Below are 23573 nucleotides of genomic sequence, written 5' to 3' on the forward strand. Positions count from 1 at the left end.
TCAGCCCGCGAACGCCTCGCCGAGCTTCACGCGTCCGCCCATGCGGAGGATCGAGTTCTCGTAGATCTTCGCGCCGGCCCAGATCGCCAGCACGCACGTGACGAGCAGGATCGCGAGCGAGACGAGCGGCTCCCACCACTGCGCCTGTCCGAGGAAGAGCCGCACGGGCATGCCGACGGGGGCCGAGAACGGCACGTACGACATGATCGTGAGCACGGTCGGGTTGTTCCAGAAGAAGATCACCAGGAAGTACGGCCCGAGGATCAGGAACATCAGCGGCGTCGTCGTGGCGCCGATGTCCTCCTGCCGCGAGACCATCGCCGCCGCCGCGGCGAACAGCGCCGCCAGCAGCACGAAGCCGAACAGGAAGAACACCGCGAACCAGGCGATCGGTCCGCCGACGCCCTGCAGGAACTCGCTCTGACCCGTGACGGTGAGACCGATGACCGCGATGGCGGCGAGGATCGCGACCTGACCCATCGCGAGGATCGTGTTGCCGACGACCTTTCCGGCCAGCAGCGCCCGCGCGGGGATCGCCGAGATGAGCAGCTCGACCACACGGGTCTGCTTCTCCTCGACGACGCTCTGCGCGATCGTCGCGCCGAAGGTCTGCGCGGCGAACAGGAACACGACGCCGAAGCCGATCGCGGCGATGTAGCCGATCCAGTTGGTCGAGCTCGCCGGGTCGAGCACGACCACCGAGGGCGACTGCGACAACGACATCAGCAGGTTCGAGGGCACGTCGGATTCGACCACGACCGAGTAGCCGAGCGGCGAGGCGGTGTCGCCGAGCACCGCGGCATCCACGGTGCCGTCCTTCACGAGCGCCTCGGCGGCGGCATCGTCGGCGACCTCGGTGACCTCGAGTCCGGGCACGCCGTCGACGTACTGCGCCGAGGCGCTCGTGACGGCGACGGGCGTCGTCGACGAGTCCTTGGCGCTGAAGCCCGCCCAGATGACCCCGGCGAGGGCCAGCACGAACAGGATGCCGAAGGAGATGAGGAACGACTTGCTGCGCAGCTTCGACCCGATCTCGCGCTCGGCGACGAGCCAGACGCTCTGCGCGAAGGTGGGCGCGGCCGCGGGCGGCGCGGCGCCGCGCGCGGCGGACTGCGCAGTGGGGGAAGTGGTGGGCGCGGTCACTGGATGACCTCCTTGAAGATCTGGGCGAGCGAGGGATGGCGGGGCGCGAACGTCGTGACGGCGCCCTCGGCGACGGCGCGGCGGAGCACCCGCTGCGCGGTCTCGTCGGTGTCGGCGTCGAACAGGGCGTAGCCGCCGTCGAACGAGACGACCTCGACGCCCGGCTCGTCGCGGAGCCAGCCGGCGTCGCCGGCCGAGATCAGCTCGAAGCGGCGCTGCGCGTGCTCGGCGCGCAGCTGCTCGCGCGACCCGGCGGCGCGGATCCGGCCGCCCGCGATGATGACGAGCTCGTCGCACAGCCGCTCGACGACGTCGAGCTGGTGCGAGGAGAACAGCACGGCGACCCCGGCAGCGGCGCGGGCGTGCAGCACGCCGGCGACGACGTCGACCGCGATCGGGTCGAGACCCGAGAACGGCTCGTCGAGGATCAGCACCTCGGGGTCGTGCACGAGTGCGGCGGCGATCTGCGCGCGCTGCTGGTTGCCGAGCGACAGCGTCTCGATGTTGTCCTGCAGGCGCTCGCCCAGTCCGAGCTCGACGAGCAGCTCCTCTGCGCGCTCGGTGGCGTCGGCCTTGCTGAACCCGTGCAGCCGTGCCAGGTAGACGATGTGGTCGAGCACGCGCATCTTCGGGTAGAGGCCGCGCTCCTCCGGCATGTAGCCGAACCGGCGCCGGTCGGCCGCCGTGACCGCCTCGCCGTTGAGGGTGACCGTGCCCCCGTCGCGGGCGAGCACGCCCAGGATGATCCGCATGGTCGTGGTCTTGCCGGCGCCGTTGCCGCCGACGAACCCGGTCAGCTTGCCCGGCGCGACCTGAAAGGTGACGTCGTCGAGCACCCGGGTCGTGCCGTAGCTCTTCATGATGCCGTTCAGTTCGAGCATCGTTCCTCCTCCTCGGTCGCGGCGACGGTGGTCGCCGCCGCAGTGCCGTCTTCGACGCTACGGGGCCGCGGCGCCGCGCACCTCCGCCTGGCGGCGGAGTTCGGGGAGGGTGCGGGGGCGGAGGGTCGCGCGAGGTCCCCCGCACGGCGGACCCGGGTGGGGCGGGTCCGGTCAGGCGAGGCCGTGGCGGTGGGCGTAGACGACGGCGGCGACCCGGTCGCGCACGCCGAGCTTCTGCAGCACGTTCGACACGTGCGTCTTCACCGTGGCCTCGCCGATGTACAGCGCCGCGGCGATCTCGGCGTTGCTGCGGGCGTCGGCGAGGAGCCGGAGCACCTCGCTCTCGCGCTCGGTGAGCTCGACCCGCACGCCGGGCCCGGGCGGGGGGTCGGTGGATGCCAGGGCGCGGGATGCGCGGGCATCCGGTGCCGGGCCGGGCGCACCCGCGGCGCCGGTGGTACCCGAGGCTTCGGCGGCACCCGATGCTCCGGCGGGCGGGGTGGGGGCGTGCGCGCCGCGGGCGAACCGCTCGATGACCCGTCGTGTGACGGCGGGTGCGAGCAGCGCGTCGCCGGCCGCCGCGACACGTACCGCCTCGACGAGCTGCTCCGGCCCGGCGTTCTTCAGCAGGAATCCGCTCGCGCCCGCGTCGAGCGCCTGGAACAGGTAGTCGTCGCGGTCGAACGTCGTCACGATCACGACGGCGGAGCGCGCCGCCGGGTCGGCGACGATCCGGCGCGTGGCCTCGAGGCCGTCGAGGTCGGGCATCTGCACGTCCATGCAGATCACGTCGGGACGCAGTGTGGATGCCGCGGCCACCGCCTCGAGGCCCGTCGCCGCCTCCCCCACGATCGAGATGTCGGGTTCGGCGTCGAGGATCATGCCGAATCCCGCACGCATGACGGCGTGGTCGTCGACCAGCAGCACGCGGATCGGCGCGGTCACGCGCGGCTCCCGGCGTTCGAGGCACCCGTCGCTGAGCTGTCCGTGGCAGAGACACCCGTGACAGAGACGCCTGTGACAGAGGCATCCGTGACCCGGGCCACCGTCGCCGAAGCATCCGCTGTCGTCTTCGCGTCCGGCAGGCGGAGGGGGAGGGGCACCCGCAGGCGCACGAGGAACCCGCCGCGGGAGCGCGGGCCGGCCTCGAGCGTGCCGCCCGATGCCGTCGCGCGCTCGCGCATGCCGACGAGGCCGAGCCCCGGCCGGCCGACGAGATGCCCGCGGCCCTCGTTCGAGACCTCGAGCTCGATGGCGTCGGTGCTGTAGCGCAGGCGCACGTCGGCGGTGGCGACGGGGCCGCCGTGGCGTCGGGCGTTGGTGAGCGCCTCCTGCGCCACGCGGTAGAGGTTCACCTGCACCAGCTCGGGGATCTCGACGGGCTCGCCGACTACCGCGAACGTCGTCGGCAGCCCGTTCTCGGTCGCGTGCGCGACGAGGTCGGGAAGCGCTGCCAGGTGCAGCGTCGACTCTCCCGGGGTGTCGGCGTCGGGCGTGCGCAGCGTCTCGAGCAGCTGGCGCAGCTCGACGAGGGCGTCGCGCGCCGACTGCTCGACCGTGACCAGCGCACCCCGCGCCGCCGCGGGATCGCGATCGAGCACGGCCCGGGCGGCCCCGGCCTGCACGCCCATCGCCGAGACGTGGTGGGCGACCACGTCGTGCAGTTCGCGGGCGATCCGCACGCGGTCGAGGGCGACCGCCTGTGCGGCGGTGAGCTCGCGCTCGCGCTCGAGCTCGCGGGTGCGCTCCTCGAGCACGGCACGCGAGCGCGCCTGCGCCCACGCGCGCTCGCCGAAGAGGTACGCGCCGCCGAAGAACGCGGCGTTCACGAGGAACTGCAGCAGCATGTACGCGGCGAACGGCGAGAACAGGCCAGCGCGCGAGAGCCCGCCGTCGCCGTCGTCGGTTGCCGCCTGGAAGGTCGTCACGAGCAGCCAGATGAACATGCCCACGATCACGATGAGCCGCACGGCGGTCGCGCGGCGCCGATCGGCGACCCACGCGCCGACGGTGTACATCGCGATGAACACCGCGACGTTCCCGACGTAGACCTCGGGGATGCGCAGCGACACACCGACGAAGAACGCGAATGCCACGAACAGCAGCACCGCCTCGGGGTGGCGGCGTCGCACCGCGAGCGGCAGCGTGAGGGCGGCCGCGTAGACGAGCGCCCAGCCGAACGCGGGCGACTCGTCGCCGTACACCCCGGCGACCTGGCCGAGCCACGAACTGAGGATCGCGCCGACGAACAGCGCCAACGCCAGCCAGAGATCGGCGCGGCGCTCCGACGCGGACACGCGTCGCGCGGTCGGCCGCGCGGTCAGGGGAGCGCTCATGGCATCCACGCTAGGGCAGGGCGGAGACCCGGCGCCTCCCCCGTGCGAGGGACCCGAGGCGTCCGCGCGCGGCTGCGCCCGCTCAGCAAACCCACAGGTGATCGACACATTCCGTCCACCATCCGCACATCGCCAGTCCCTAGACTCAGCCGAGTGACGAGCGCCCCCGCGGCCCGCCGCGCCTCAGACGCGAGCGGCACCACCTCCCTTACCTGGCTGCCCCCGGCGTGGGGTAGGGTCACCCGCCGCGCGCAGGCGCTGCGCGTTCCGATCGGCCGGTTCGCGATGACCCCGCGGGGCCTGCTGACCGGGTTCGCCGTCGTGCACGGGCTCTACCTGCTGGTGCTGCTGCCGACGATCCTCGCCGGCCAGACGCAGGGCGACCTCCCCCTCTACCGGCTCTGGGCCGAGCAGGCCAAGCTCGGCTACTGGCCGGTCATCGACATGCCGTGGGTGTACCCCGCCGGCGCGCTCGCGCCGATCATGGCGGCCATCGCCGCGGGTCCCTACAACTACCAGCTCGGCTGGTTCGTGCTGATGGTCGCGGCGAACCTCTTCGCCATCCTCGCCCTCACCGGCGGTCTGCGCCGCCGCTCCGGCTACCGCGCCGCCTGGTACTGGCTCGCGGTGCAGGTGCTCCTCGCGCCGGTGTCGATGCTCCGCCTCGAGGGCTTCGCCGCGCCGCTCGCCATCGCCGGCCTCGTCCTGCTCCTCCGTCGCCCCGCGATCGCGGGGGCGCTGATCGCCGCCGCGACGTGGATCAAGGTGTGGCCGGCCGCGATCGCCGCCGCGGCCGTCACCGTGGCATCCCAGCGCCTGCGCATCATCGTCGGCGGCGTCGCGGTCAGCGTCGTCATCGCCCTGACGGTCGTCGTCTTCGGCGGCGGCGCGAACCTGTTCAGCTTCGCGACGATCCAGGGCGACCGGTCGCTGCAGCTCGAAGCGCCCGTCGCGACCCCGTGGGTCTGGGCGACGGTGCTGGGGCTGCCCGGCTCGGAGATCCGGCAGAACTACGTGCTCGCCACGCGCGAGGTCGCCGGCCCCGGCGCTCACCTCGCGGGCGACGTCGTGGGTCTGCTCATGCCGATCTCGTTCGCGATCATCGTGCTGCTGCTGTGGCGCGCGCGTCGCCTGGCGGTGCGTCAGGGCCGGCTCACCTCGGCGCTCGAGCAGCGCCTCATCCTCGTGGCGAGCTTCGCGCTCACGGCGGCGCTCATCGTCTTCAACAAGGTCGGGTCGCCGCAGTACATGCTGTGGCTCGCCCCGATCGTCGCCGTCGGGCTCGTCGTCGATCCGCGCGCCTGGCGCCGGGCGGCGGGCTGGCTCGCGGGCGTCTGCTTCGCGACGACGCTCGTCTTCCCTGTGCTTTACATGCCGCTGATCGACGGCGATCCGTTCGCTGCGGGGGTGCTGCTCGCGCGGAACGTCATGGTCGTCGGGCTGTTCGTGTGGAGCGTCGTCGTGCTGTGGCGCGCAGGCTCCGAGACCGTACGCGAGCGGGATGCCGCGCTGCTGCCCGCGCCCGCCGTCGCAATCGCCGGGGTCTGAGGCCGTGGCCGACTACACCGTGGGCCTCATCGTCGGGTCGGTCTCCGAGCCGTCGCTCAATCGGCGCTTCGCCGAGGCGCTGGTGCGTCTCGCGCCCGGCGCGGGGCTCACGATCCGCGACATCCCGATCGCCGAGCTGCCGTTCTACGGCGCGCAGTACGACGCCGACTTCCCGGCCGTGGGCCGGGAGTTCAAGGACGCGATCGAGAGCGTCGACGGGCTTCTCATCGTCACGCCGGAGTACAACCGGTCGATCCCCGGCGTGCTCAAGAACGCGATCGACTGGGCCAGCCGTCCGTCGGGTCAGAGCTCGCTGACGGGCAAGCCGACCGGCGTGACGGGCGCGAGCAAGGGACTCATCTCGAGCGCCCTCGCGCAGAACCACCTGAAGACGATCCTCGCCGACCAGGGTGCGCCGCTCGTCGGGGCGCCCGAGGTGTACATCCGCATCACCGATGATTTCTTCACCGAGGACGGCGCCATCGCGAACGAGGGCACGCGCGAGTTCCTCACCGCGTTCCTCGGCCGGCTGCACGAGCTCATCCGCCGCTGGCAGTGAGGGCGCGCGGCGACGGCTCACGACGAGCCGGGCACCAGGGCCGTGCCCAGATCGCTCCGCAGGTACAGCACAGATCGGCCGTACCGGGTCGATGAGACCAGGCCGGCGTCGCGCAGCGCCCGCAGGTGCTGCCCCACCGCCGACGTGGTCACTTCGAAGCGGACGCCCAGCTCCGTCGACGAGGCCGGCTCACTCAACACGGTGAGCAGTTCGGCGCGCACGCGCCCGAGGATCCCCACAAGAGCCGCAGACGTCGCGACCGGCTGCGGCTCCCACATCGCGCTCTGACCGCGCGCGGGGTAGAGGATGAGCGGCGCCGCGTCGCCGACAGGCGCGATCTGGCGGCCGCGGTGGACGATGCCGGCCTCGAGCACGGCGCGCATGCGCGGCCAGTAGGGGGCGAACGCTGCGTCCCAGACCGCGATCGCGTGGCGCAGCGCGCCGCGGGTCACCGTCTGACGCGGGCTCGGCTCAGGCGGCCAACGGATCGCGGTCAGAAGATCATCGGGCGATCGTCGTCGTCGGGGCCGCCGAGCTCGAGATCGACGGTGACCGGCACGTGGTCGCTCGGGATCTCGCCCTTGCGCTCATCGCGATGGATGGATGCCGCGACGACGGCGTCGGCGAAGGCGTGCGAGCCGAGGATGAAGTCGATGCGCATGCCTTCGTTCCGCGGGAAGCGCAGCTGCTTGTAGTCCCAGTAGGTGTAGCCGGTCGGCACGAGCGGGCGCACGGTGTCGTGCAGTCCCGCGCCGAGCAGCGCCTGGAACGCCTCGCGCTCGGGGGGAGACACGTGCGTCGAGACGCCCTCGACGACGGTCGGGTCGCCGTTGTCGGCGTCGGTCGGGGCGATGTTGAAGTCGCCCGTGAAGGCGAGCGCGAGGTCGGGGTTCTGCCGCAGCGTGTCGGCGGTGTACCCGCGCAGCGCCTCGAGCCAGGCGAGCTTGTAGGTGTAGTGCGGGTCGTCGAGCGAGCGGCCGTTCGGCACGTACAGGCTCCACAGCTGCACCCCGTCGACGGTGCCGCCGATGGCGCGGGCCTCCTGCGGGGCATCCGGGCCGTCGTGCCCCTTCGCGAAGCCGGGCATGCCGGGGAAGCCGATCTGCAGGTCTTCGATCGGCTCGCGGCTCGCGATCGCGACGCCGTTCCACTGGTTCAGCCCGTGCGCCTCGACCGTGTACCCGGCCTCCTCGAACTGCGCGTAGGGGAACTGCTCGGGCTTGCACTTGATCTCCTGCATGAGCAGCACGTCGACGTCTTCGCGCACGCAGAAGTCCACCGTGCGGACGACGCGGGCGCGGATCGAGTTGACGTTCCAGGTGGCGATGCGCATGGCATCCACCCTACGGTCGCCCGCCGACGTCGCGCGCTCGCGGCCCCCGCCGCGCGCGGCTACAGCGCGCCGAGGATGTCGGCGACGCGCTCCTTCGCATCGCCGAAGAGCATCTGCGTGTTGTCGCGGAAGAACAGCGGGTTCTGCACGCCCGCGTATCCCGACGCCATCGAACGCTTGAACACGACGACGTCCTTGGCGTTCCAGACGTGCAGCACCGGCATGCCGGCGATGGGCGAGCCGGGGTCTTCGGCCGCCGCGGGGTTGACGGTGTCGTTGGCGCCGATGACGAGCACGACGTCGGTCATGTCGAAGTCGTCGTTGATCTCGTCGAGTTCGAGCACGATGTCGTACGGCACCTTCGCCTCGGCCAGCAGCACGTTCATGTGGCCCGGCAGGCGTCCCGCGACGGGGTGGATGCCGAAGCGCACCTCGACACCGCGCTCGCGCAGCCGCTGAGTGAGGTCGGCGACCGGGTACTGCGCCTGCGCGACGGCCATGCCGTATCCGGGCGTGATGATCACCGTGCGGGCGTCGCGGAGCAGGTCGGCGACCGACCCGGCATCCGTCTCGTGATACTCGCCGTCCTCGTCGGCGTCGTCCCCGCGGGGAGCCTCGATGCCGAACCCGCCCGCGATCACGGAGAGGAAGGAGCGGTTCATCGCCTTGCACATGATGTAGCTGAGGTAGGCGCCCGACGAGCCGACGAGCGCGCCGGTGACGATGAGCAGGTCGTTGTTGAGCAGGAACCCGGCCGCCGCGGCCGCCCAACCCGAGTAGCTGTTGAGCATGGATACCACGACGGGCATATCTCCGCCGCCGATGGATGCCACGAGATGCCAGCCGAGCGCGAGCGCGAGAGCGGTCACCGCGACGAGCAGCCAGATCGACGGGGTGATGACGTACCAGATCGTGAGCACGACGAACAGCACCAGTGCGCCGACGTTGAGCAGATTCTTCCCGGGGAGCATCAGCGGCTTCGACGACATCCGGCCGGAGAGCTTCAGGAACGCGACGATCGACCCGGTGAAGGTCACCGCGCCGATGAACACCCCGATGAAGACCTCCGCGTGGTGGATGCCGACGAGCTCCGGCGCGATGCCCTCGGCGTAGAGGTGTCCGTTCCAGCCGACGAGCACGGCGGCAAGGCCCACGAACGAGTGCAGCAGCGCGATGAGCTCGGGCATGCCGGTCATCTCGACGACGCGCGCGCGCCACAGTCCGATCACGGCACCGATGGCGACCGCGACCACGAGGAGACCCACGCCGAGATAGAGCGTCACGTCGTCGGGGACGAGCGAGCCGTTCGCGAGCACGAGGATGAACGTCGCGACGAGCGCGATCGTCATGCCGGTGATGCCGTAGGCGACGCCTCGGCGGGCGGAGTCCTGCTTGCTGAGCCCCGCGAGGGCGAGGATGAACAGGAGTGCCGCAACGATGTATGCCGCGGTGGCTATGGACTGCGCGAGGATCAGACCGCTGACGTCGGCGGTCGTGACGATGGTCACTTCTGGTCGCCCTTCTGGAACATCGCGAGCATCCGTCGCGTCACGGCGAACCCGCCGAAGATGTTGATGGATGCCAGGAGCACCGCGATTGCGGCGAGCCCCTGCACGAGTGGGCTCGGCACCACGATCTGGCTCATCGCGCCGACGATGATGATGCCGCTGATGGCATTCGTGATGCTCATGAGCGGGGTGTGCAGCGAGTGCGCGACCTTGCCGATGACGTAGAACCCGATCACGACCGACAGGGTCAGCACGAGGAAGTGCTGCGGCAGGGGCGCAGGCGAGACGGCGCAGACGACGAACAGGGCCGCGATGCCCACGGCGGTGAGCGCCGCCTTCGCGCCGGTGGACAGGGTCTTCTTCGCTGGCGCGGCGGCGGCCGGTGCGGCGGCTGCCGGCGCCGCCGGGGCGGCGGAGACCTGGACGGGCGGCGGCGGCCAGGTCACCGCACCGTCACGGGTGACGGTCACAGCCCGCTGCACGACGTCGTCGTCGTCGATCGTGAGCACGCCGTCCTTGCCCGGAGTGAGCAGGGAGAGGAGGTTCACCAGGTTGGTGCCGTAGAGCTGGGATGACTGCTGCGGCAGGCGCCCCGCGAGGTCGGTGTACCCGAGGATCACGACACCGCCGTCCGTGACGACCCGCTCGCCGGCGACCGAGCCCTCGACGTTGCCGCCCTGGCCCGCGGCCATGTCGACGACGACGCTCCCGGGCTTCATCAGGGCGACGTCGGCCGCGGTCAGCAGGCGCGGCGCCGCCCGCCCCGGGATGAGGGCCGTCGTGATCACGATGTCGACGTCGGCGGCCTGTTCGGTGTAGAGCTTCGCGGCGGCCGTGTCGTACGCGGCGCTCGTCGCCTTGGCGTAACCGTCGGTCGACACCTCGGCGGCCTCGTCGGGCACGACCACGGGCAGGTAGGTGCCGCCGATGGATCCCACCTGGTCGGCGACCTCGGGGCGCGGATCGGTGGCGCGCACGATCGCGCCGAGGCTCGAGGCGGCGCCGATCGCAGCGAGGCCTGCGACGCCCGCCCCCGCGACGAGCACCTTCGCCGGGGGAACCTTGCCGGCCGCCGTCACCTGTCCGGTGAAGAACCGGCCGAACTCGTTCGCCGCCTCGACGACCGCGCGATATCCGGCGATGTTCGCCATCGAGCTGAGCACGTCCATCGACTGCGCGCGCGAGATGCGCGGCACGGCATCCATCGCGAGCGCCGTCACACCACGCTCCGCGAGCGCACTGAGGAGGTCGGGCGAGAGCGCCGGCGCGAGCACGCCGATGAGCACGGCGCCCGGCTGCAGCAGCGCGATCTCCGCGCCGGTCGGGGCGGCGACCTTCAGCACGATGTCGGCGCTCCAGGCGGTGTCGCGGTCGACGATCGATGCGCCGGATGCCTCGTACGAGGCATCCGGGAACGACGACCCGTGCCCCGCGCCCGTCTCGACGGTGATGTCGTAGCCGAGTGCGCGGAGCTTTCCGGCGGTCTGCGGCGTCGCGGCGACGCGTGTCTCGCCGGGCTGCTCGGTCACGATCCCGATGCGGGTCATGGCTCTCCCTCTGTCGTGCGCCCGGTGCGGGCGCCGTTCCCGACTCTAGGGTGCGCGCCCCGACCGGAGGCAGGATTCGCGCGGGAAAAAGGCGACAAGAATCGCGGTTGTTTGCATCCGTAGACTTCTCGACATGACCTCGACCACGCACGAGCCCTCTTCTTCCGACCTGGCGGCCGACCGCCAGGCGCTCATCGCCCTCATCGGCGACGAGGCCGTCTTCCACGGCGACTTCACCCTGTCGAGCGGCAAGAAGGCCACGTATTACGTCGACATGCGCAAGCTCACGCTCGACCATCGTGCGGCGCCGGCGATCGGTCGGCTCGTGCTCGACGCGATCGCCGACCTCGATGTCGACGCGGTCGGCGGTCTCACCCTCGGCGCCGACCCGATCGCGAACGCGGTGCTGCACGCCTCGGTCGCCGCCGGCACCCCGGTCGACGCCTTCGTCGTGCGCAAGGAGCCCAAGGACCACGGCCGTGGTCGCCAGATCGAGGGTGCCGAGGTCGCCGGCAAGCGCGTGGTCATCGTCGAGGACACCTCGACCACCGGCCAGTCGCCGCTGAAGGCCGCCGAGGTCGCGGCCGCCGCGGGCGCCGACGTGGTCGCCGTCGTCACCGTCGTCGACCGCAAGACCGGCGCCCAGGCCGCCGTCGAGGCGGCCGGTTACCGCTGGCGTTCGGTGATAGACCTCGACGACCTGGGCCTCTCCCCGCAGTAGCCGGCATCCTCGCGATCGTCACTCCACCGCTATCTCCTCAGGCGGCTCGGGCGGTTCGGGCGCGGCACGTGCGAAGTCGCGCGCGCGACAGGGCTTCAGTCGTAGAAGCCGTCCCGGAGGTTGATGCCGTGCTCGAGCCACATCTTGAGAGCCGCGAGCATTCCGGTCCACCCCGCGTTGTTTCCGAAGGCGTTCTTCGCCCCGTCGGCGGACACGTGCCACGCTCCCTCGGAGATCGTCACCAGCGTCCGCGCCCCGTCGTCGACCGGCTCGAACTCGAAGGTGGTGGTCGTCTGGGGCCTGAGTGACGCCGTGCCCTCCCACGGATCACGAGCCTGCGCGGCGGGTCCGCTTCGACGACGGTGACGGGGAAGCGACCGGGGGAGTCCGCGAACTCCCACGAGATCGCCGCGCCGTTCTCCAGGCGGCCTCGCGCACCTCCGGTCGTGAAGTAGCGGGAGAGCTGTTTTGGGTCGGCGACCGCCTCGTAAACCTCGGCGGGCGGGCGTGCGATGTAACCGGACACGGTGAAGGACAGCTCATCCAGTTCGTTCATGTTGTAGTTTTTCAACATGAACGTGATGGAGAACAAGGGGCTCGGCGATGACGATCTCGTCTTCAAGGCCCTCGCCTCCCCGTTGCGGCGGCGCATGCTCGACGCCCTGAAGCACGAGTCCCTCACCACGGGACGGCTGTGTGGGTTGTTCCCCGAACTCGACCGCACCACCGTGCTGCAGCACCTGCGTGTTCTCGAACGTGCGGAACTGGTCACGGGGCGACGAGTCGGCAAGGAGCGGCAGCTCGCGCTCGCCCCACTGCCCATCAAACGCATTCATGACCGATGGATCAGCGGCTACGCCGAGGCCGCCGTCGAACTCATCGAGCGGTTGAGCGAGGAGGAGGTCTGACGCTCGGCGGGGCGTTCAGCGAACGACGGCGGTGACGGTGGGGAGCCGGCCGAGGATCTCCTGGCTGATCGAGCCGAGCAGGAATCGAGCCAGCGCCCCGCGCCCGTGCGTGCCGACGACGGCGAGGCGGGCGTCGTGCGCGATGTCGCCGATGACCTGTGACGGGTATCCGCGCTCGGCGCGACGCTCGACGACGAGGTCGGGGTAGTCGGTCGCGATGCCCGCGAGTGCCAGCGCGAGGGTCTCCTCCGTCGCCGCCTGCATGTTCGTCAGGTACAGCTCCGGATAGACGGCGAGCGTGTTGCGCGGCGCGGTCAGCGGCGTCCAGACACTCACCGCCACGAGGGGCTCGCCGAGCCGGTCGGCCTCGGCGGCGGCGAAGCGCAGCGCGTGCTCCGAGGCATCCGACCCGTCGATCCCCACGACGACGCCGCTCCGTCCGGAGGTGTCGAAGTCGGGCACGACGACCACGGGGCACGCCGCGCCCGCCGCGATGCGCACGCCGTGCGCCCCGCGCGCCGGCCCGTCGCCCGGGCCGCGGTAGTCGCTGCCGATGACGAGGAGCGCCGACCGCGTGGATGCCTCGATCAGCACGTGCACCGGGTTGCCCGCCTCGGCGCGCACCGAGACGGGCACCGACGGCGCCTCGGCGCGGATGCGCTCGGCGTGGGCGTCGAGCATGGCGCGGGTCGCGGCGAGCGCGTCGTCGACGACGGCGTCTTCTCCGACCGTGCCGAGTGCTCCGCCGACGACGCCGACGAGTTCGAGCCGCTGCGAGCGGGCGGCGGCGCGGGCGAGCGCCCAGTCGACCGCGCGGTCCGCGGCGGGCGCGCCGGTCACGCCGACGGTGATCGTGTCGTTCATGGGGTCCATCCCTTCGTTGGGAGCGTCCTGTTCCCCACGCTACCGGTCGACGCGCGTGGGTGTCTCGGCTTCGCGCCGTGACAACTCCCGCCGCTGCAGGCGCCCTGCCGGATGGCGCCGCTCACCGGTGCCCGCCGGCTACGACGGCCCGCCGGTCACTGGAAGATCGGCAGTTGCGACGCGAGGGAGAGGATCAGGCCCGCGAAGGTCAGCAGCATGATGCCGCGGCCGTTCGGCAGCGGGGTGCCCTGCGGGGCATCCTTCCGCCCGCGGAGGAAGAGCACGAGCGCGAGGATCAGCAGCGCGAGGCCCGACAGCACGAGGAAGATCGCCATCAGCGGTCGCCCCGATCGCCCCGGCCGTCGCCGCCGGGACCTCCGTCGCCCGGGCCGCCCCGCCGGCGCCCGCGCACGAACTGCACGACGAACACGGTGAGCGTGCCGAGCAGGATGACGATGCTCGTGAGGTAGAGCAGCGTCTGCTCGAGCGGGGTCACAGGATCTCCGGGTCCTCGGACTCGACCGGTTCGTCGGCCAGCAGGTCGGCGACCGAGTCGACGACCTCGTCGGGCCGGAACGGGTAGCGCTCGATCTCGGCGTCGTCGGAGATGCCGGTGCGCACGAGGATCGTGTGCAGACCCGCCTCGATGCCCGCGACGACGTCGGTGTCCATCCGGTCGCCGATCATGCCGGTGTTCTCGGAGTGCGCGCCGATCCGGTTCATCGCCGAGCGGAACATCATCGGGTTCGGCTTGCCGACGACATACGGCGCCTTGCCCGTCGCGTGCGTGATCAGCGCGGCGAACGACCCCGTTGCCGGAACGACGCCGGTCGGGGTGGGTCCCGTGGCATCCGGGTTCGTGATGATGAACCGGGCTCCGGCGTTGATGAAGCGGATCGCCTGCGTGATGCGGTCGAACGAGTAGTTGCGGGTCTCGCCGACGACGACGTAGTCGGGCTGGGTCTCGGTCATGACGTAACCGGCCTCGTGCAGCGCCGTCGTCAGCCCCGCCTCGCCGATGACGAAGGCGGTGCCGCCCGGATGCTGCGACCGCAGGAACTCCGCCGTCGCGAGAGCCGACGTCCAGATGCGCTCCTCGGGCACCTCGAGCCCCGAGATGCGCAGCCGCGCGGAGAGATCGCGCGGCGTGTAGAACGGGTTGTTCGTCAGCACGAGGAACGGCGTCCCCGCGTCGCGCCACTGCGCGAGCAGCTCGGCCGCGCCCGGGATCGGCTTGTTCTCGTGGACGAGAACGCCGTCCATGTCGGTGAGCCAGCATTCGATATCGGCACGTGTCCGCATGGGGCCCAGCCTAGCGGGGTCATCGGGCCTAGTCTCGACCCGTGGCACGCGATGACTGGGACCCCCACCGACTCCCCGATCTGACGGGGCGGCGGTACCTCGTCACCGGGTCGACGGCCGGTCTCGGCTTCTTCTCGACGCTGCAGCTCGCCGCCGCGGGCGGCCATGTGATCATGACCGGACGGAACCCGAACCGTCTGGCCTCGGCGCGCGCCGCGGTGCTGCGCAACGCTCCGGATGCCTCGGTCGAGACGCTGCTGCTCGACACGAGCAATCTGGGGTCGGTGCGCGCGGCGGCCGCGACGGTGCGCGGGCGGGCGGGACTGCACGGGCTGCTGCTGAACGCCGGCATCGTGCATCCGCCCCGGCACCGGGAGACCACCCCCGACGGGCACGAGGTCGTGTTCGCGACCAACGCGCTCGGGCACTACGCGCTCGCCGGCGAGCTGCTGCTGCCCCTCGCCGCCGGGCGAGGACGCATGGTGTGGGTCGGGTCGATGTCGACCTCGATGTGGCCGTACGATCCCATCGACCCCGAGCTCGAGAACGGGTACACCCCCTGGCGCGCCTACGTGCAGTCGAAGGTCGCGACGAGCGCCCTAGGGTTCGAGGCCGACCGGCGCCTGCGCGCGGCGAGCGTGCCGATCGCGAGCCTCGTCGCCCACCCGGGCTTCTCGATCGGCGGCCGCACCCGGGGCATCCTGGGCGTCAACGAGCCCTCGCGTGGCCGGCGCTTCGCCGGCAACCTGCAGGCGCCGATCACCCAGTCGAAGGAGCACGGGGCGTGGCCGCTCGTGCGGGCGCTCGTCGATCCCGAGGCCGAGGGCGGTCAGTTCTGGGGCCCCGCCCGGGTCGTCGCCGGCGCCGCCCGCCGCGCCACCCCCGCCCGGATCACCCGCGATCGCGACATCGCGGCGCGACTCTGGCACTACTGCGAGCACGCCACGGGCGTGCCGTGGCCCTACCTCAAGGCCAGCCGCGCGAGGCGCCGGCGGTGACCAGCACGCCGCAGGGGCCGGGGGTTCCGGGTCCGGGGGTTCCGGGTCCGGGGGCGCCGGGGGCGGGGGCGCCGGGGGAGCCGGTGGCGCCGGCTCGGCCCGGGATCGCGGCGGCGGCGGTGCTGCGCTGGCGCCGACTGCGCGCCGCGCTCACCGATGCGGGCAGTTTCCGCGGCTGGATGATCGACGCCAACGACGGCATCATCGCGGCGGAGCGCGAGGCCGAGCAGCGCCTCGTGCGCGAAGAGTCGGCCGAGCTCGACGCCGACCTGCACGGCGAGATCGACGAGCTCGCCGCGCACTGGCAGGGCAAGGGACTCACGCCCGGCCGGTCTCGTCCTGTTCTGAGCCCCGCGGGTCGCGCCCGCGGCGGCTTTCCGACCCGGCCTCAGGCGGTGATCCAGACGGCGGATGCCGCGCCGGCGGGAAGCTCGACCGTGGCTCCGCCGTCCACCCGCACCGTGCCGTCGCCGGCGGCGGTGACGTGGTGCCCCACGTCGATGCCCGCGCCCTCCAAGGCGCGCAGCAGCGCCGGGTCGCGGTCGCTCACCCGCAGCACCCGGCCGCTGTGACCGGGCTGCGCCTGCGCCAGCAGCACGAACGGTTCGCGGACGACCGCGCCCGAGGCATCCGGGATCGCGTCGCCGTGCGGATCGTGCATCGGGTGGCCGAGCCGCGCCGAGATGCCCTCGAGCAGCCGGTCGCTGATCGCGTGCTCGAGCACCTCGGCCTCGTCGTGCACCTCGTCCCACGCGTAGCCGAACTCGCGCACGAGCCACGTCTCGATCAGGCGGTGCCGGCGGATGATCGCGGCGGCCCGCGCCCGGCCGGCGTCGGTCAGCGACACCGGTCCGTAGGGGCGGTGCGTCACGAGCTGCTGCGCGGCGAGCTTCTGCACCATCTCGGTGACCGTCGAGGGGGCGAGCGCCAGCTCGGCGGCCAGCTGCGACGGCGTGATGGGATCGTCCTGCCACTCGGTGTGGTGGTAGATCGTCTTCAGGTAGTCGTCGATCGCGGCGGAGTTCGCGGGCACGCGCTCCAGGCTATCCGCCCGGCCCACCGCCGAGCACGAGCCACAGCAGCACGCCGTTCAGCACGATGAGGAAGATCGCGGCCAGAACACCGGCGGCGGTCGTCCACCACCGGTTGCGGTAGCGGCCGAGCACGTCGGCGCGCGCCGTGAGGGCGACCAGCGGCACGAGGGCGAACGGGATGCCGAAGCTCAAGACCACCTGGCTGAGCACGAGCGCCCAGGTCGGGTCGACGCCGGCGGCGAGGATCGCGATGGCCGGCACGAGCGTCACGAGTCGGCGCGCGAGCATCGGCACCCGCACCCGAAGGAGCCCCTGCATGATCTCGGCGCCGGCGTAGGCGCCCACGGCCGTGCTCGCCAGGCCGCTCGCGAGCAGGCCGACCGCGAAGAGGGTCGCGACGGCCGCCCCGAGGCCGGCGTGCAGCGCCGCGTAGGCGCCCTCGAGGCTGTCGGTGCCGGGCACGCCGGCGAGGTTCGCCGCGGCCAGCAGCAGGATCGCGAGGTTGACGGTGCCCGCGATCGCCAGGGCGATCGCGACATCCCACCGCGTCGCGCGCAGAAGGCGCGGGATGCCGGCGGGACGGGCGGCTGTCAGAGCGTCGCCGGCGAACCGGTCGCGCGCGAGCGCGCTGTGCGCGTAGATCGCGTGCGGCATGATCGTCGCGCCGAGGATCGACGCGGCCAGCAGCACCGACTCGGTGCCCTCGAAGCGGGGGACGAGTCCCGAGACCACTCCCGCGGGATCGGGTGGCGCGACGAACACGCCGTACGTGAATCCGAGCGCGATGATCGCGAGGAGCGCGATCACGACGAACTCGAACGTGCGCGCGCCGCGTCGCTGCTGCACGACGAGCAGCGCGAGCGAGACCGCGCCGGTCAGCAGGCCGCCCACCGGCAGCGGCACGCCGAACAGCAGCCACAGGGCCACCGCCCCGCCGATCACCTCCGCGATGTCGGTCGCCATCGCGACGAGCTCGGCCTGCAGCCAGTACGCGCGGCGCGCGGTGTCGCTCCGAAAACGGCGGCCGAGAGTCTCGGCGAGGCTCTGCCCGGTGACGACCCCGAGCTTGGCCGAGAGGTACTGGATGAGCCACGCCATCGCGTTGCCGAGGACCACCACCCACACGAGCAGGTAGCCGAACCGCGCGCCCGCGGTCATGTTGCTCGCCACGTTGCCCGGGTCGAGGTAGGCGACGCCCGCCACGAGCGCCGGTCCCAGCAGCCACGCGGCTCGCAGGCGCCGCGGTCGCCGCGCGCGCGGTGCCTGCGGGGGTGCCGGAGCGGCGGCCCGGGGCGGGGGGAGCCGGTGCGGTCCCCGAGTTTTCGGCATGCCGAAAACTGTAGCAGCGGAGTTTTCGGCATGCCGAAAAACCCTCAGCCCGTGACGATTGCAGGAGATTCGGCGGGCGCCGGGCAGTCCGCCCGCCTGTTTCCGCCGGTCGGGTGCGCGCAGCGCGACGGATCTCCTGCATTCGTCACGGCTAACCTGGTGCGATGCCGTCACCCGAGCACGCCGACCCCGCCGAACCGGAGTTGCCGGTCGGCGTCGGGCCATGGCCGGGCGGTGTCGACGAGTGGCCGGACGACCCGCGCTACGACCGCGAGCTGCTCGCCGCCGGCGACCGGCGGAACGTCATCGACCGGTACCGGTATTGGACCATGGATGCCATCGTCGCCGACCTCGACGCGCACCGGCACCCGTTCCACGTCGCCATCGAGAACTGGCAGCACGACATGAACATCGGTTCGATCGTGCGCAGCGCCAACGCCTTCGGCGCCGCCGAGGTGCACATCGTCGGCCGGCGCCGCTGGAACCGCCGCGGAGCGATGGTCACCGATCGCTACCAGCACGTGCGTCACCACGAAGACGTCGCCGCGCTCGCCGCCTGGGCGGAGGATGCCGGTGTGCCGATCGTCGCCGTCGACAACGTGCCCGGGTCGGTGCCCGTCGACCGGGCAGACCTGCCCGAGCGCTGTGTGCTGCTGTTCGGGCAGGAAGGTCCGGGGCTGTCGGACGAGGCGATCGCCGCGGCATCCGGTGTCGTGGAGATCACCCAGTACGGCTCGACCCGTTCGATCAACGCGAGCGCCGCCGCGGCGGTCGTGATGTACGAGTGGTGCCGCCGCTGGGCGTGAGCGCAGGGAGAGGGCGGGCGGTCAGCCGAACCCGCCGGCGATGAAGGCCGCACCGCCGCCCGCGCCGCCCGGGTGAGCGGGGCCGCCGTGCTCGCCGCCGAAGAGGATCCGTGACACGCCTTCCGTGCTCTCGCGCAGTTCGGTGAGGGCGGCGGCGAGATCGTCGTCGGTCACCTCTCGCCCGGCGAGGGTCGCCCGCAGCACGGCGCGGCGGATGAGCTCCTTCGCGAACGACGCCGTCACGCCCTCGGCCTCGTCGGCGGCGGCCTCGAGCGCGGCGGTGCGAAGCGGCAGTCCGGCGGCATAAAGGGCGAACAGCTCGCGGCGGGCGGCGGCATCGGGCAGCGGGATGTCGACGGCGAGGTCGATCCGGCCCGGCCGCGCGGCGAGGGCCGGTTCGAGCACATCGGCGCGGTTCGTGGTCAGCACGAAGGCGACGTCGGCGTCCCCGTCGATCCCGTCGAGGGCATCGAGAACCTCGAACAGCATCGGCTGCAGCCCGAAGGTGCCGCGCTCGGCGGCGACGAGGTCGACGTCTTCGAGCACGACGATCGCCGGGGCGAGCGCGCGGGCGAGCCGCGCCGCCTCGGCGACGAGCCCCAGCGATCCGCCCTGCAGCAGCACGGTGGTCGCCTCCGGCAGTTCATGCAGGAGGTATCGCACCGTCAGCGTCTTGCCGGTGCCGGGAGGTCCGTAGAGCAGCACGCCCCGCTTCAGGTGCTGCCCCCGCGCACGCAGCGCGTCGGCGTTCTCCGTCACGCCCACGACGTGGTCGCGTACCCGTTCGAGCACGCCGGTGGGCAGGATGACCGCGTCGGCCGAGACGTCGGGGCGGTCGAGGAAGGTCATCGGTCCGATGCCCTGCCCGTACTCATCGCGCCCGAAGGTCACGACCTGCCCGCGGACGACACTGAGCGCGTTCATCCGCCGGCGCAGCTCGTCGATGAACGCGGTCGTCGTGTCGACGTCGGATGCCAGGATCTCGAGCTCCGCCGTGGACCGTCCGTATCGCGGGTTGGCGGCGCGCTGGAGCGCGACGAGCGGCTTCCCGCGCCAGCGCAGCAGTCGGAGCCCCATCGCGACGACCTGCCGGGTGCTGCGCGGCCCGTCGGCGACCGTGGCGTACTCGACCGCCGCGTCGGCCGCGAAGCGGGTGTAGGGATTCTGGATCAGCGAAGCGAGATCTTCGTGGTGGCGCGCCTGGCCGCCCGTGACGCCGAGCATCTTCGACGGCGTGCCCGCGGAGACGTCCTCGAGCGCGAGGTCGAGGTCGATGAGCCGGTGCGGCGGTACCTGCTCGACGACGACGGGAAGGTGCCGGGGATCTGTGCCGAGGTGCTCCTGCAGGCGTTCGCCGAGCGGCGTGAGGGTGCCCGGCCGGTCGTCGGGGCGCTCGTTCAGGCGGCGCAGCAGCTGCTGGAACTGAGAGAGGAACGCGTCATCGTCATCGGAGGCCACCACCCCACCCTAGGGTCGCGCGCCGACACCCGTCCAGACCGCGCCCCCCGCGCTACGCGCCCGCCGTCAGCCAGGCGGCGGAGCGGACGCGCCAGCCGAGCGTGCCGAGCCGCGCGAGCATGTAGACCCCGAAGAAGCACACCGCGAGCCAGGCGAGGCCGGTCGCCCCGGTGGGGTGGACCATCCAGACGGCGGCGAGCGTGGGGAAGTAGGGGATGAGGTTGATGCCGCCCGCGATCGCGAGGAACCGCGCATCGCCCGCCCCCATCAGCACCCCGTCGAGCACGAACACCACGCCGCAGACGGGCTGCGCGACCGCCAGCACGAGCAGCGCCGGCTGCACGAGCGCGGCGACGTCCGCCGAACCGGTGAACACGAGCCCGATGACGCCCGACAGGGCGGCGATCACACCGCCGACGAGCACGCCGAACCACGCGCCCCAGGCGACGGTGCGCCCGAGCACGCGCCGCACGAACGGCTCGTCGCCCGCGCCGAGACCCCGGCCGACGAGCGCCTGGGCGGCGATCGCCAAGGCATCCAGGGCGAACGCCGCGGTCGAGAAGATCGTGAACGCCACCTGCCAGCCGGCCAGCTCGTCGGTGCCGAGCGCGGTCGCCACCCACACGGTCGCGAGAAACGCGATGCGCAGCGACACGGTGCGCAGGAACAGCCAGCCGCCCGCGCGCGCCGAGCCGCGCAGTCCGTCGCGCTGCGGGCGCAGGGATGCCTCGTGCCGCCGTGCCAGCCGCCCCACCACGAAGGCGTACGCACCGACCATCGACCACTGCGCGACGACGGTGCCCGCGGCCGATCCGGCGATGCCCCAGCCGAACCCGTAGATGAACAGCCAGTTGAGGAGGGCGTTGAGCGCGAAGCCGAGCCCGGCGATCCACAGGGGCGTGACGGTGTCCTGCATGCCGCGGAGGAGTCCGGTCGCGGCGAAGACGATGAGCATCGCCGGCAGTCCCCACATCGACAGCTGCAGGTAGATGACGGCCTGCTCGGAGACGGCGGCGTCGGCGCCGAACAGCGACACGAGCCACGGCGTCGCGAGCGATCCGACGACGGCGAGCACCACCCCGAGGGCGAGCGCGAGCCACAGGCCGTCGATGCCCGCCCGCACGGCGCCGGTGTGCTCGCCGGCGCCGAACCGGCGCGCCACCGCGGGCGTGGTCGAGTAGGCGAGGAACACCATCAGCCCGACGATCGTCTGCAGCACGGCCGACGCGATGCCGAGGCCCGCCAGCGGCACGACGCCGAGGTGCCCGACGAGCGCCGAATCGACGATCAGGAACATCGGCTCGGCGATCAGCGACCCGAGGGCGGGGAGCGCCAACCGCAGGATGTCGCGGTTGAGCGTCGGCACGGCCATGGGTCCGAGCCTAGGGCTGACCGCCGACGCCGGCCGTCGCCGACGCCCGCCGCCCGGCCGCCGTGAACGGACCCCGCCGCGCGCGCCCGTAGCCTGGAGGGATGGCGCGCACGGGGATCTGGGGGAAGCTGGCGCTCGTGCGCCTGCTCGAGCGCATGCCGGCCTGGGTGCGGATCGCGCTGTCGATCGCCTCGATCGTCTTGGGCGCGGTCATCGTCATCCGCCCGACCACAGCCCTCGACGTGCTGGCGCTCCTCCTCGGCGGCGGCATGGTGCTCACCGGCATCCTCTCGGCGACCGGGCGGGTCGACGAGGGCGAGGGCCGGTGGCGCGGCGTGCTGTCGATCGGCTGGATCGTGCTCGGCGTGTTCGTCCTCGCGTGGCCCGGCCTGACGGTGCGCGCCGTCGCGATCATCACGGGCGTGCTGCTGCTCGTCAACGGCGCCGCCGGCGTCGGCACGGCGCTGCTGAAGGGCCGCGGCTGGGACGATCGCATCGCGGATGCCGCGTTCGGCGTGACCGGCCTCATCTTCGGGGTGCTCGCGCTCGTCTGGCCCGACATCACGCTCCTGGTGGTCGCCGTCGTCTTCGGAGGCTCCCTCATCATCCGCGGCATCGTGGATCTGTGGGGCGCGTGGGCGCGGACCCGCCGCCGACGGCGGGAGGAGAAGGGGGCGCCCGAGGCATCCGTGCCGAAACGGCGCTGGGGTCGCGCGGCGATCGCGATCGTCTCGGTGACCGCGACGGTCGCCTTCGCCCTCGTGACCGCGCCCCTTCGCGAGGGATCCACCGTCGTCGACGACTTCTACGCGGCGCCGCGCTCGATTCCGCACGAGCCGGGCCGGCTGATCCGCGCCGAGCCGTTCACGCGCGACGTGCCGGACAAAGCCGTCGCCTGGCGCATCCTCTACACGACCACCGGCGTCGACGGCCGGGTGCGGGCGGCGAGCGGGCTCGTCGTCGTGCCCGAGGGCGCGAAGCCGGGCGAGCGGTGGCCGGTGATCGACTGGAACCACTCGACCACCGGTTTCGCCGAGCATTGCGCGCCGTCGCTGCAGGCGCGGCCGTTCTGGTCGGCCGGGCTCTACCCGATCAAGAAGGTGCTCACAGAGGGCTGGGCGATCGTGATGACCGACTACATCGGTCTCGGCACCGCCGGCCCGCACCCGTACCTGTTCGGGGAGGCGAGCGCCTACGCCTCGCTCGATGCGGTGCGCGCCGCGCGCGAGATCGGCGAGGCGCAGCTGAGCTCGAGCACCGTGATCTGGGGGCACTCGCAGGGTGGCGCGGCGGCCCTGTGGGCGGGAGCGCTCGCGCGCTCGTACGCCCCCGAGGTGTGGGTGCGCGCAGTGGCGGCGTTCGCGCCGGCGAGCGACCCGACGGCGCTCGTCGACCACGTCGGCGACGTGCAGGGCGGGCTCGTCTTCGCGTCGTACGCCTTCGCCGCGTTCAGCGACATCTACCCCGACATCACCTACCCGCGCTACATCCGCTCGGGCATGCAGCCGGTGCTGAAGGCCATGTCGGAGCGCTGCCTCACCGACCCGTCGATGGCGCTGTCGGTGCTCGCCGTGCTCGGCACGAGCGCCGACCCCGACCTGTTCTCGACGAACCCCGCGTACGGTCCGCTCGGCACGAGGCTGCGCGAGAACTCCTCGCCGACGAGCCTCGGCCCGCCGCTCTTCCTCGGGCAGGGCGGGTCGGACTCGATCGTGCCGCAGACGATGCAGGACGGATACGTCACACGCGTCTGCGCCGACGCGCAGCGCCTCGAGTACCGGCGCTACGCGGGGTACGAGCACGCCCAGGTGATGGAGACGTACTCCCCGATGGTCGCCGATGCGATCGCCTGGACGCACGCGCGCTTCGAGGGCGAGTCGGCCAACGCGGAGTGTTCGATCACCGACGTGCCGCGCTGACGCGAGG

The 23573-nt window shown here is 72.2% G+C and carries 25 protein-coding genes; 7 read left to right on the forward strand and 18 right to left on the reverse strand.

The window, feature by feature from the left end; all coding sequences use genetic code 11:
- The 4 genes from LOK55_RS02630 to LOK55_RS02645 all read right to left on the reverse strand — a co-directional run bounded on the left by LOK55_RS02630 (position 1) and on the right by LOK55_RS02645 (position 4360).
- Positions 1 to 1143: an ABC transporter permease gene (locus tag LOK55_RS02630; protein WP_374107606.1), complete on the reverse strand. Its 1143-nt coding sequence runs from the start codon at positions 1141 to 1143 to the stop codon at positions 1 to 3.
- A complete protein-coding gene (locus LOK55_RS02635; protein ID WP_229934116.1) occupies positions 1140 to 2024 on the reverse strand; it encodes an ABC transporter ATP-binding protein in 885 nt (294 codons plus the stop codon). The genes LOK55_RS02630 and LOK55_RS02635 overlap by 4 nt, the downstream gene beginning before the upstream one ends.
- A 171-nt stretch (positions 2025 to 2195) precedes the next feature.
- The gene (locus tag LOK55_RS02640; RefSeq protein ID WP_229934117.1) at positions 2196 to 2969 is read right to left on the reverse strand and encodes a response regulator transcription factor; all 774 of its coding nucleotides are present in this window, start codon (positions 2967 to 2969) and stop codon (positions 2196 to 2198) included.
- Positions 2966 to 4360: a sensor histidine kinase gene (locus LOK55_RS02645; protein WP_229934118.1), complete on the reverse strand. Its 1395-nt coding sequence runs from the start codon at positions 4358 to 4360 to the stop codon at positions 2966 to 2968. Before LOK55_RS02645 ends, LOK55_RS02640 begins: the two co-directional genes overlap by 4 nt.
- A gap of 153 nt (positions 4361 to 4513) precedes the next feature.
- Here LOK55_RS02645 and LOK55_RS02650 point away from each other — a divergent pair, with 153 nt between their 5' ends.
- Together LOK55_RS02650 and LOK55_RS02655 are read left to right on the forward strand one after the other, a co-directional pair.
- Positions 4514 to 5908 carry a hypothetical protein gene (locus LOK55_RS02650; protein WP_229934119.1) on the forward strand — a complete coding sequence of 465 codons (1395 nt, stop codon included), beginning with the start codon at positions 4514 to 4516 and terminating at the stop codon, positions 5906 to 5908.
- A gap of 4 nt (positions 5909 to 5912) precedes the next feature.
- Entirely contained in the window at positions 5913 to 6467 is a 555-nt protein-coding gene (locus LOK55_RS02655; RefSeq protein WP_229934120.1) for an NADPH-dependent FMN reductase, read from the forward strand.
- Positions 6468 to 6484: 17 nt separating this feature from the next.
- On the opposite strand, the gene LOK55_RS14195 is transcribed toward LOK55_RS02655, so the two are convergent.
- From LOK55_RS14195 to LOK55_RS02675, 4 genes are read right to left on the reverse strand one after another with little or no spacing between them, the layout of a single operon-like run.
- Positions 6485 to 6919, reverse strand: coding sequence for a helix-turn-helix transcriptional regulator (locus LOK55_RS14195; protein ID WP_229934121.1), 435 nt, complete (start codon positions 6917 to 6919; stop codon positions 6485 to 6487).
- 41 nt (positions 6920 to 6960) lie between these two features.
- Positions 6961 to 7800 (reverse strand): exodeoxyribonuclease III, encoded by an 840-nt coding sequence (locus LOK55_RS02665; RefSeq protein ID WP_196324021.1) that lies wholly within the window; start codon positions 7798 to 7800, stop codon positions 6961 to 6963.
- Positions 7801 to 7859: 59 nt separating this feature from the next.
- Positions 7860 to 9308 (reverse strand): Re/Si-specific NAD(P)(+) transhydrogenase subunit beta, encoded by a 1449-nt coding sequence (pntB, locus tag LOK55_RS02670; protein WP_229934122.1) that lies wholly within the window; start codon positions 9306 to 9308, stop codon positions 7860 to 7862.
- On the reverse strand, positions 9305 to 10855 hold the full coding sequence (locus tag LOK55_RS02675; protein WP_229934123.1) for a Re/Si-specific NAD(P)(+) transhydrogenase subunit alpha: 1551 nt from the start codon (positions 10853 to 10855) through the stop codon (positions 9305 to 9307). The genes pntB and LOK55_RS02675 overlap by 4 nt, the downstream gene beginning before the upstream one ends.
- Before the next feature lie 133 nt (positions 10856 to 10988).
- Here LOK55_RS02675 and pyrE point away from each other — a divergent pair, with 133 nt between their 5' ends.
- Positions 10989 to 11576 carry an orotate phosphoribosyltransferase gene (pyrE, locus tag LOK55_RS02680; RefSeq protein WP_141380598.1) on the forward strand — a complete coding sequence of 196 codons (588 nt, stop codon included), beginning with the start codon at positions 10989 to 10991 and terminating at the stop codon, positions 11574 to 11576.
- Positions 11577 to 11671: 95 nt separating this feature from the next.
- On the opposite strand, the gene LOK55_RS02685 is transcribed toward pyrE, so the two are convergent.
- Together LOK55_RS02685 and LOK55_RS02690 are read right to left on the reverse strand one after the other, a co-directional pair.
- Positions 11672 to 11818 (reverse strand): hypothetical protein, encoded by a 147-nt coding sequence (locus tag LOK55_RS02685; protein ID WP_229934124.1) that lies wholly within the window; start codon positions 11816 to 11818, stop codon positions 11672 to 11674.
- On the reverse strand, positions 11815 to 12132 hold the full coding sequence (locus LOK55_RS02690; protein WP_229934125.1) for an SRPBCC family protein: 318 nt from the start codon (positions 12130 to 12132) through the stop codon (positions 11815 to 11817). The genes LOK55_RS02685 and LOK55_RS02690 overlap by 4 nt, the downstream gene beginning before the upstream one ends.
- Before the next feature lie 16 nt (positions 12133 to 12148).
- On the opposite strand from LOK55_RS02690, the gene LOK55_RS02695 reads away from it, so the two are divergent.
- The gene (locus LOK55_RS02695) at positions 12149 to 12484 is read left to right on the forward strand and encodes a helix-turn-helix transcriptional regulator (RefSeq protein ID WP_229934126.1); all 336 of its coding nucleotides are present in this window, start codon (positions 12149 to 12151) and stop codon (positions 12482 to 12484) included.
- Positions 12485 to 12499: 15 nt separating this feature from the next.
- On the opposite strand, the gene LOK55_RS02700 is transcribed toward LOK55_RS02695, so the two are convergent.
- The 4 genes from LOK55_RS02700 to LOK55_RS02715 all read right to left on the reverse strand — a co-directional run bounded on the left by LOK55_RS02700 (position 12500) and on the right by LOK55_RS02715 (position 14650).
- Positions 12500 to 13348: a universal stress protein gene (locus LOK55_RS02700; protein WP_229934127.1), complete on the reverse strand. Its 849-nt coding sequence runs from the start codon at positions 13346 to 13348 to the stop codon at positions 12500 to 12502.
- Between the two features lie 155 nt (positions 13349 to 13503).
- Positions 13504 to 13683, reverse strand: a complete 180-nt coding sequence (locus LOK55_RS02705; protein WP_229661546.1) for a hypothetical protein — start codon at positions 13681 to 13683, stop codon at positions 13504 to 13506.
- Positions 13683 to 13844, reverse strand: a complete 162-nt coding sequence (locus LOK55_RS02710) for a hypothetical protein (protein ID WP_170214238.1) — start codon at positions 13842 to 13844, stop codon at positions 13683 to 13685. Before LOK55_RS02710 ends, LOK55_RS02705 begins: the two co-directional genes overlap by 1 nt.
- The gene (locus tag LOK55_RS02715) at positions 13841 to 14650 is read right to left on the reverse strand and encodes an HAD-IIA family hydrolase (protein WP_229934128.1); all 810 of its coding nucleotides are present in this window, start codon (positions 14648 to 14650) and stop codon (positions 13841 to 13843) included. The genes LOK55_RS02710 and LOK55_RS02715 overlap by 4 nt, the downstream gene beginning before the upstream one ends.
- Positions 14651 to 14691: 41 nt before the next feature.
- Between LOK55_RS02715 and LOK55_RS02720 the strand changes: the two genes are divergently transcribed.
- On the forward strand, positions 14692 to 15648 hold the full coding sequence (locus tag LOK55_RS02720; protein ID WP_229934129.1) for an SDR family NAD(P)-dependent oxidoreductase: 957 nt from the start codon (positions 14692 to 14694) through the stop codon (positions 15646 to 15648).
- A 388-nt stretch (positions 15649 to 16036) separates the two neighbouring features.
- On the opposite strand, the gene LOK55_RS02725 is transcribed toward LOK55_RS02720, so the two are convergent.
- Complete coding sequence (locus LOK55_RS02725; protein ID WP_141380592.1) at positions 16037 to 16681, reverse strand: metal-dependent transcriptional regulator; 645 nt, start codon at positions 16679 to 16681, stop codon at positions 16037 to 16039.
- Positions 16682 to 16691: 10 nt separating this feature from the next.
- Positions 16692 to 18011, reverse strand: coding sequence for an Nramp family divalent metal transporter (locus LOK55_RS02730; RefSeq protein ID WP_229934130.1), 1320 nt, complete (start codon positions 18009 to 18011; stop codon positions 16692 to 16694).
- Positions 18012 to 18175: 164 nt separating this feature from the next.
- Here LOK55_RS02730 and LOK55_RS02735 point away from each other — a divergent pair, with 164 nt between their 5' ends.
- On the forward strand, positions 18176 to 18817 hold the full coding sequence (locus LOK55_RS02735) for an RNA methyltransferase (protein ID WP_229934131.1): 642 nt from the start codon (positions 18176 to 18178) through the stop codon (positions 18815 to 18817).
- Between the two features lie 21 nt (positions 18818 to 18838).
- Here LOK55_RS02735 and LOK55_RS02740 read toward each other — a convergent pair whose 3' ends face one another.
- Both LOK55_RS02740 and LOK55_RS02745 read right to left on the reverse strand, forming a co-directional pair.
- Positions 18839 to 20275, reverse strand: coding sequence for an ATP-binding protein (locus tag LOK55_RS02740; protein WP_229934132.1), 1437 nt, complete (start codon positions 20273 to 20275; stop codon positions 18839 to 18841).
- Positions 20276 to 20327: 52 nt separating this feature from the next.
- Complete coding sequence (locus LOK55_RS02745) at positions 20328 to 21647, reverse strand: MATE family efflux transporter (RefSeq protein ID WP_229934133.1); 1320 nt, start codon at positions 21645 to 21647, stop codon at positions 20328 to 20330.
- Between the two features lie 101 nt (positions 21648 to 21748).
- Here LOK55_RS02745 and LOK55_RS02750 point away from each other — a divergent pair, with 101 nt between their 5' ends.
- Complete coding sequence (locus tag LOK55_RS02750; protein WP_229934134.1) at positions 21749 to 23566, forward strand: lipase family protein; 1818 nt, start codon at positions 21749 to 21751, stop codon at positions 23564 to 23566.
- The last annotated feature ends 7 nt before the right edge of the window (positions 23567 to 23573 follow it).

This window comes from Microbacterium sp. F2E, assembly GCF_020905435.1.
Lineage (GTDB): Bacteria > Actinomycetota > Actinomycetes > Actinomycetales > Microbacteriaceae > Microbacterium > Microbacterium lacticum.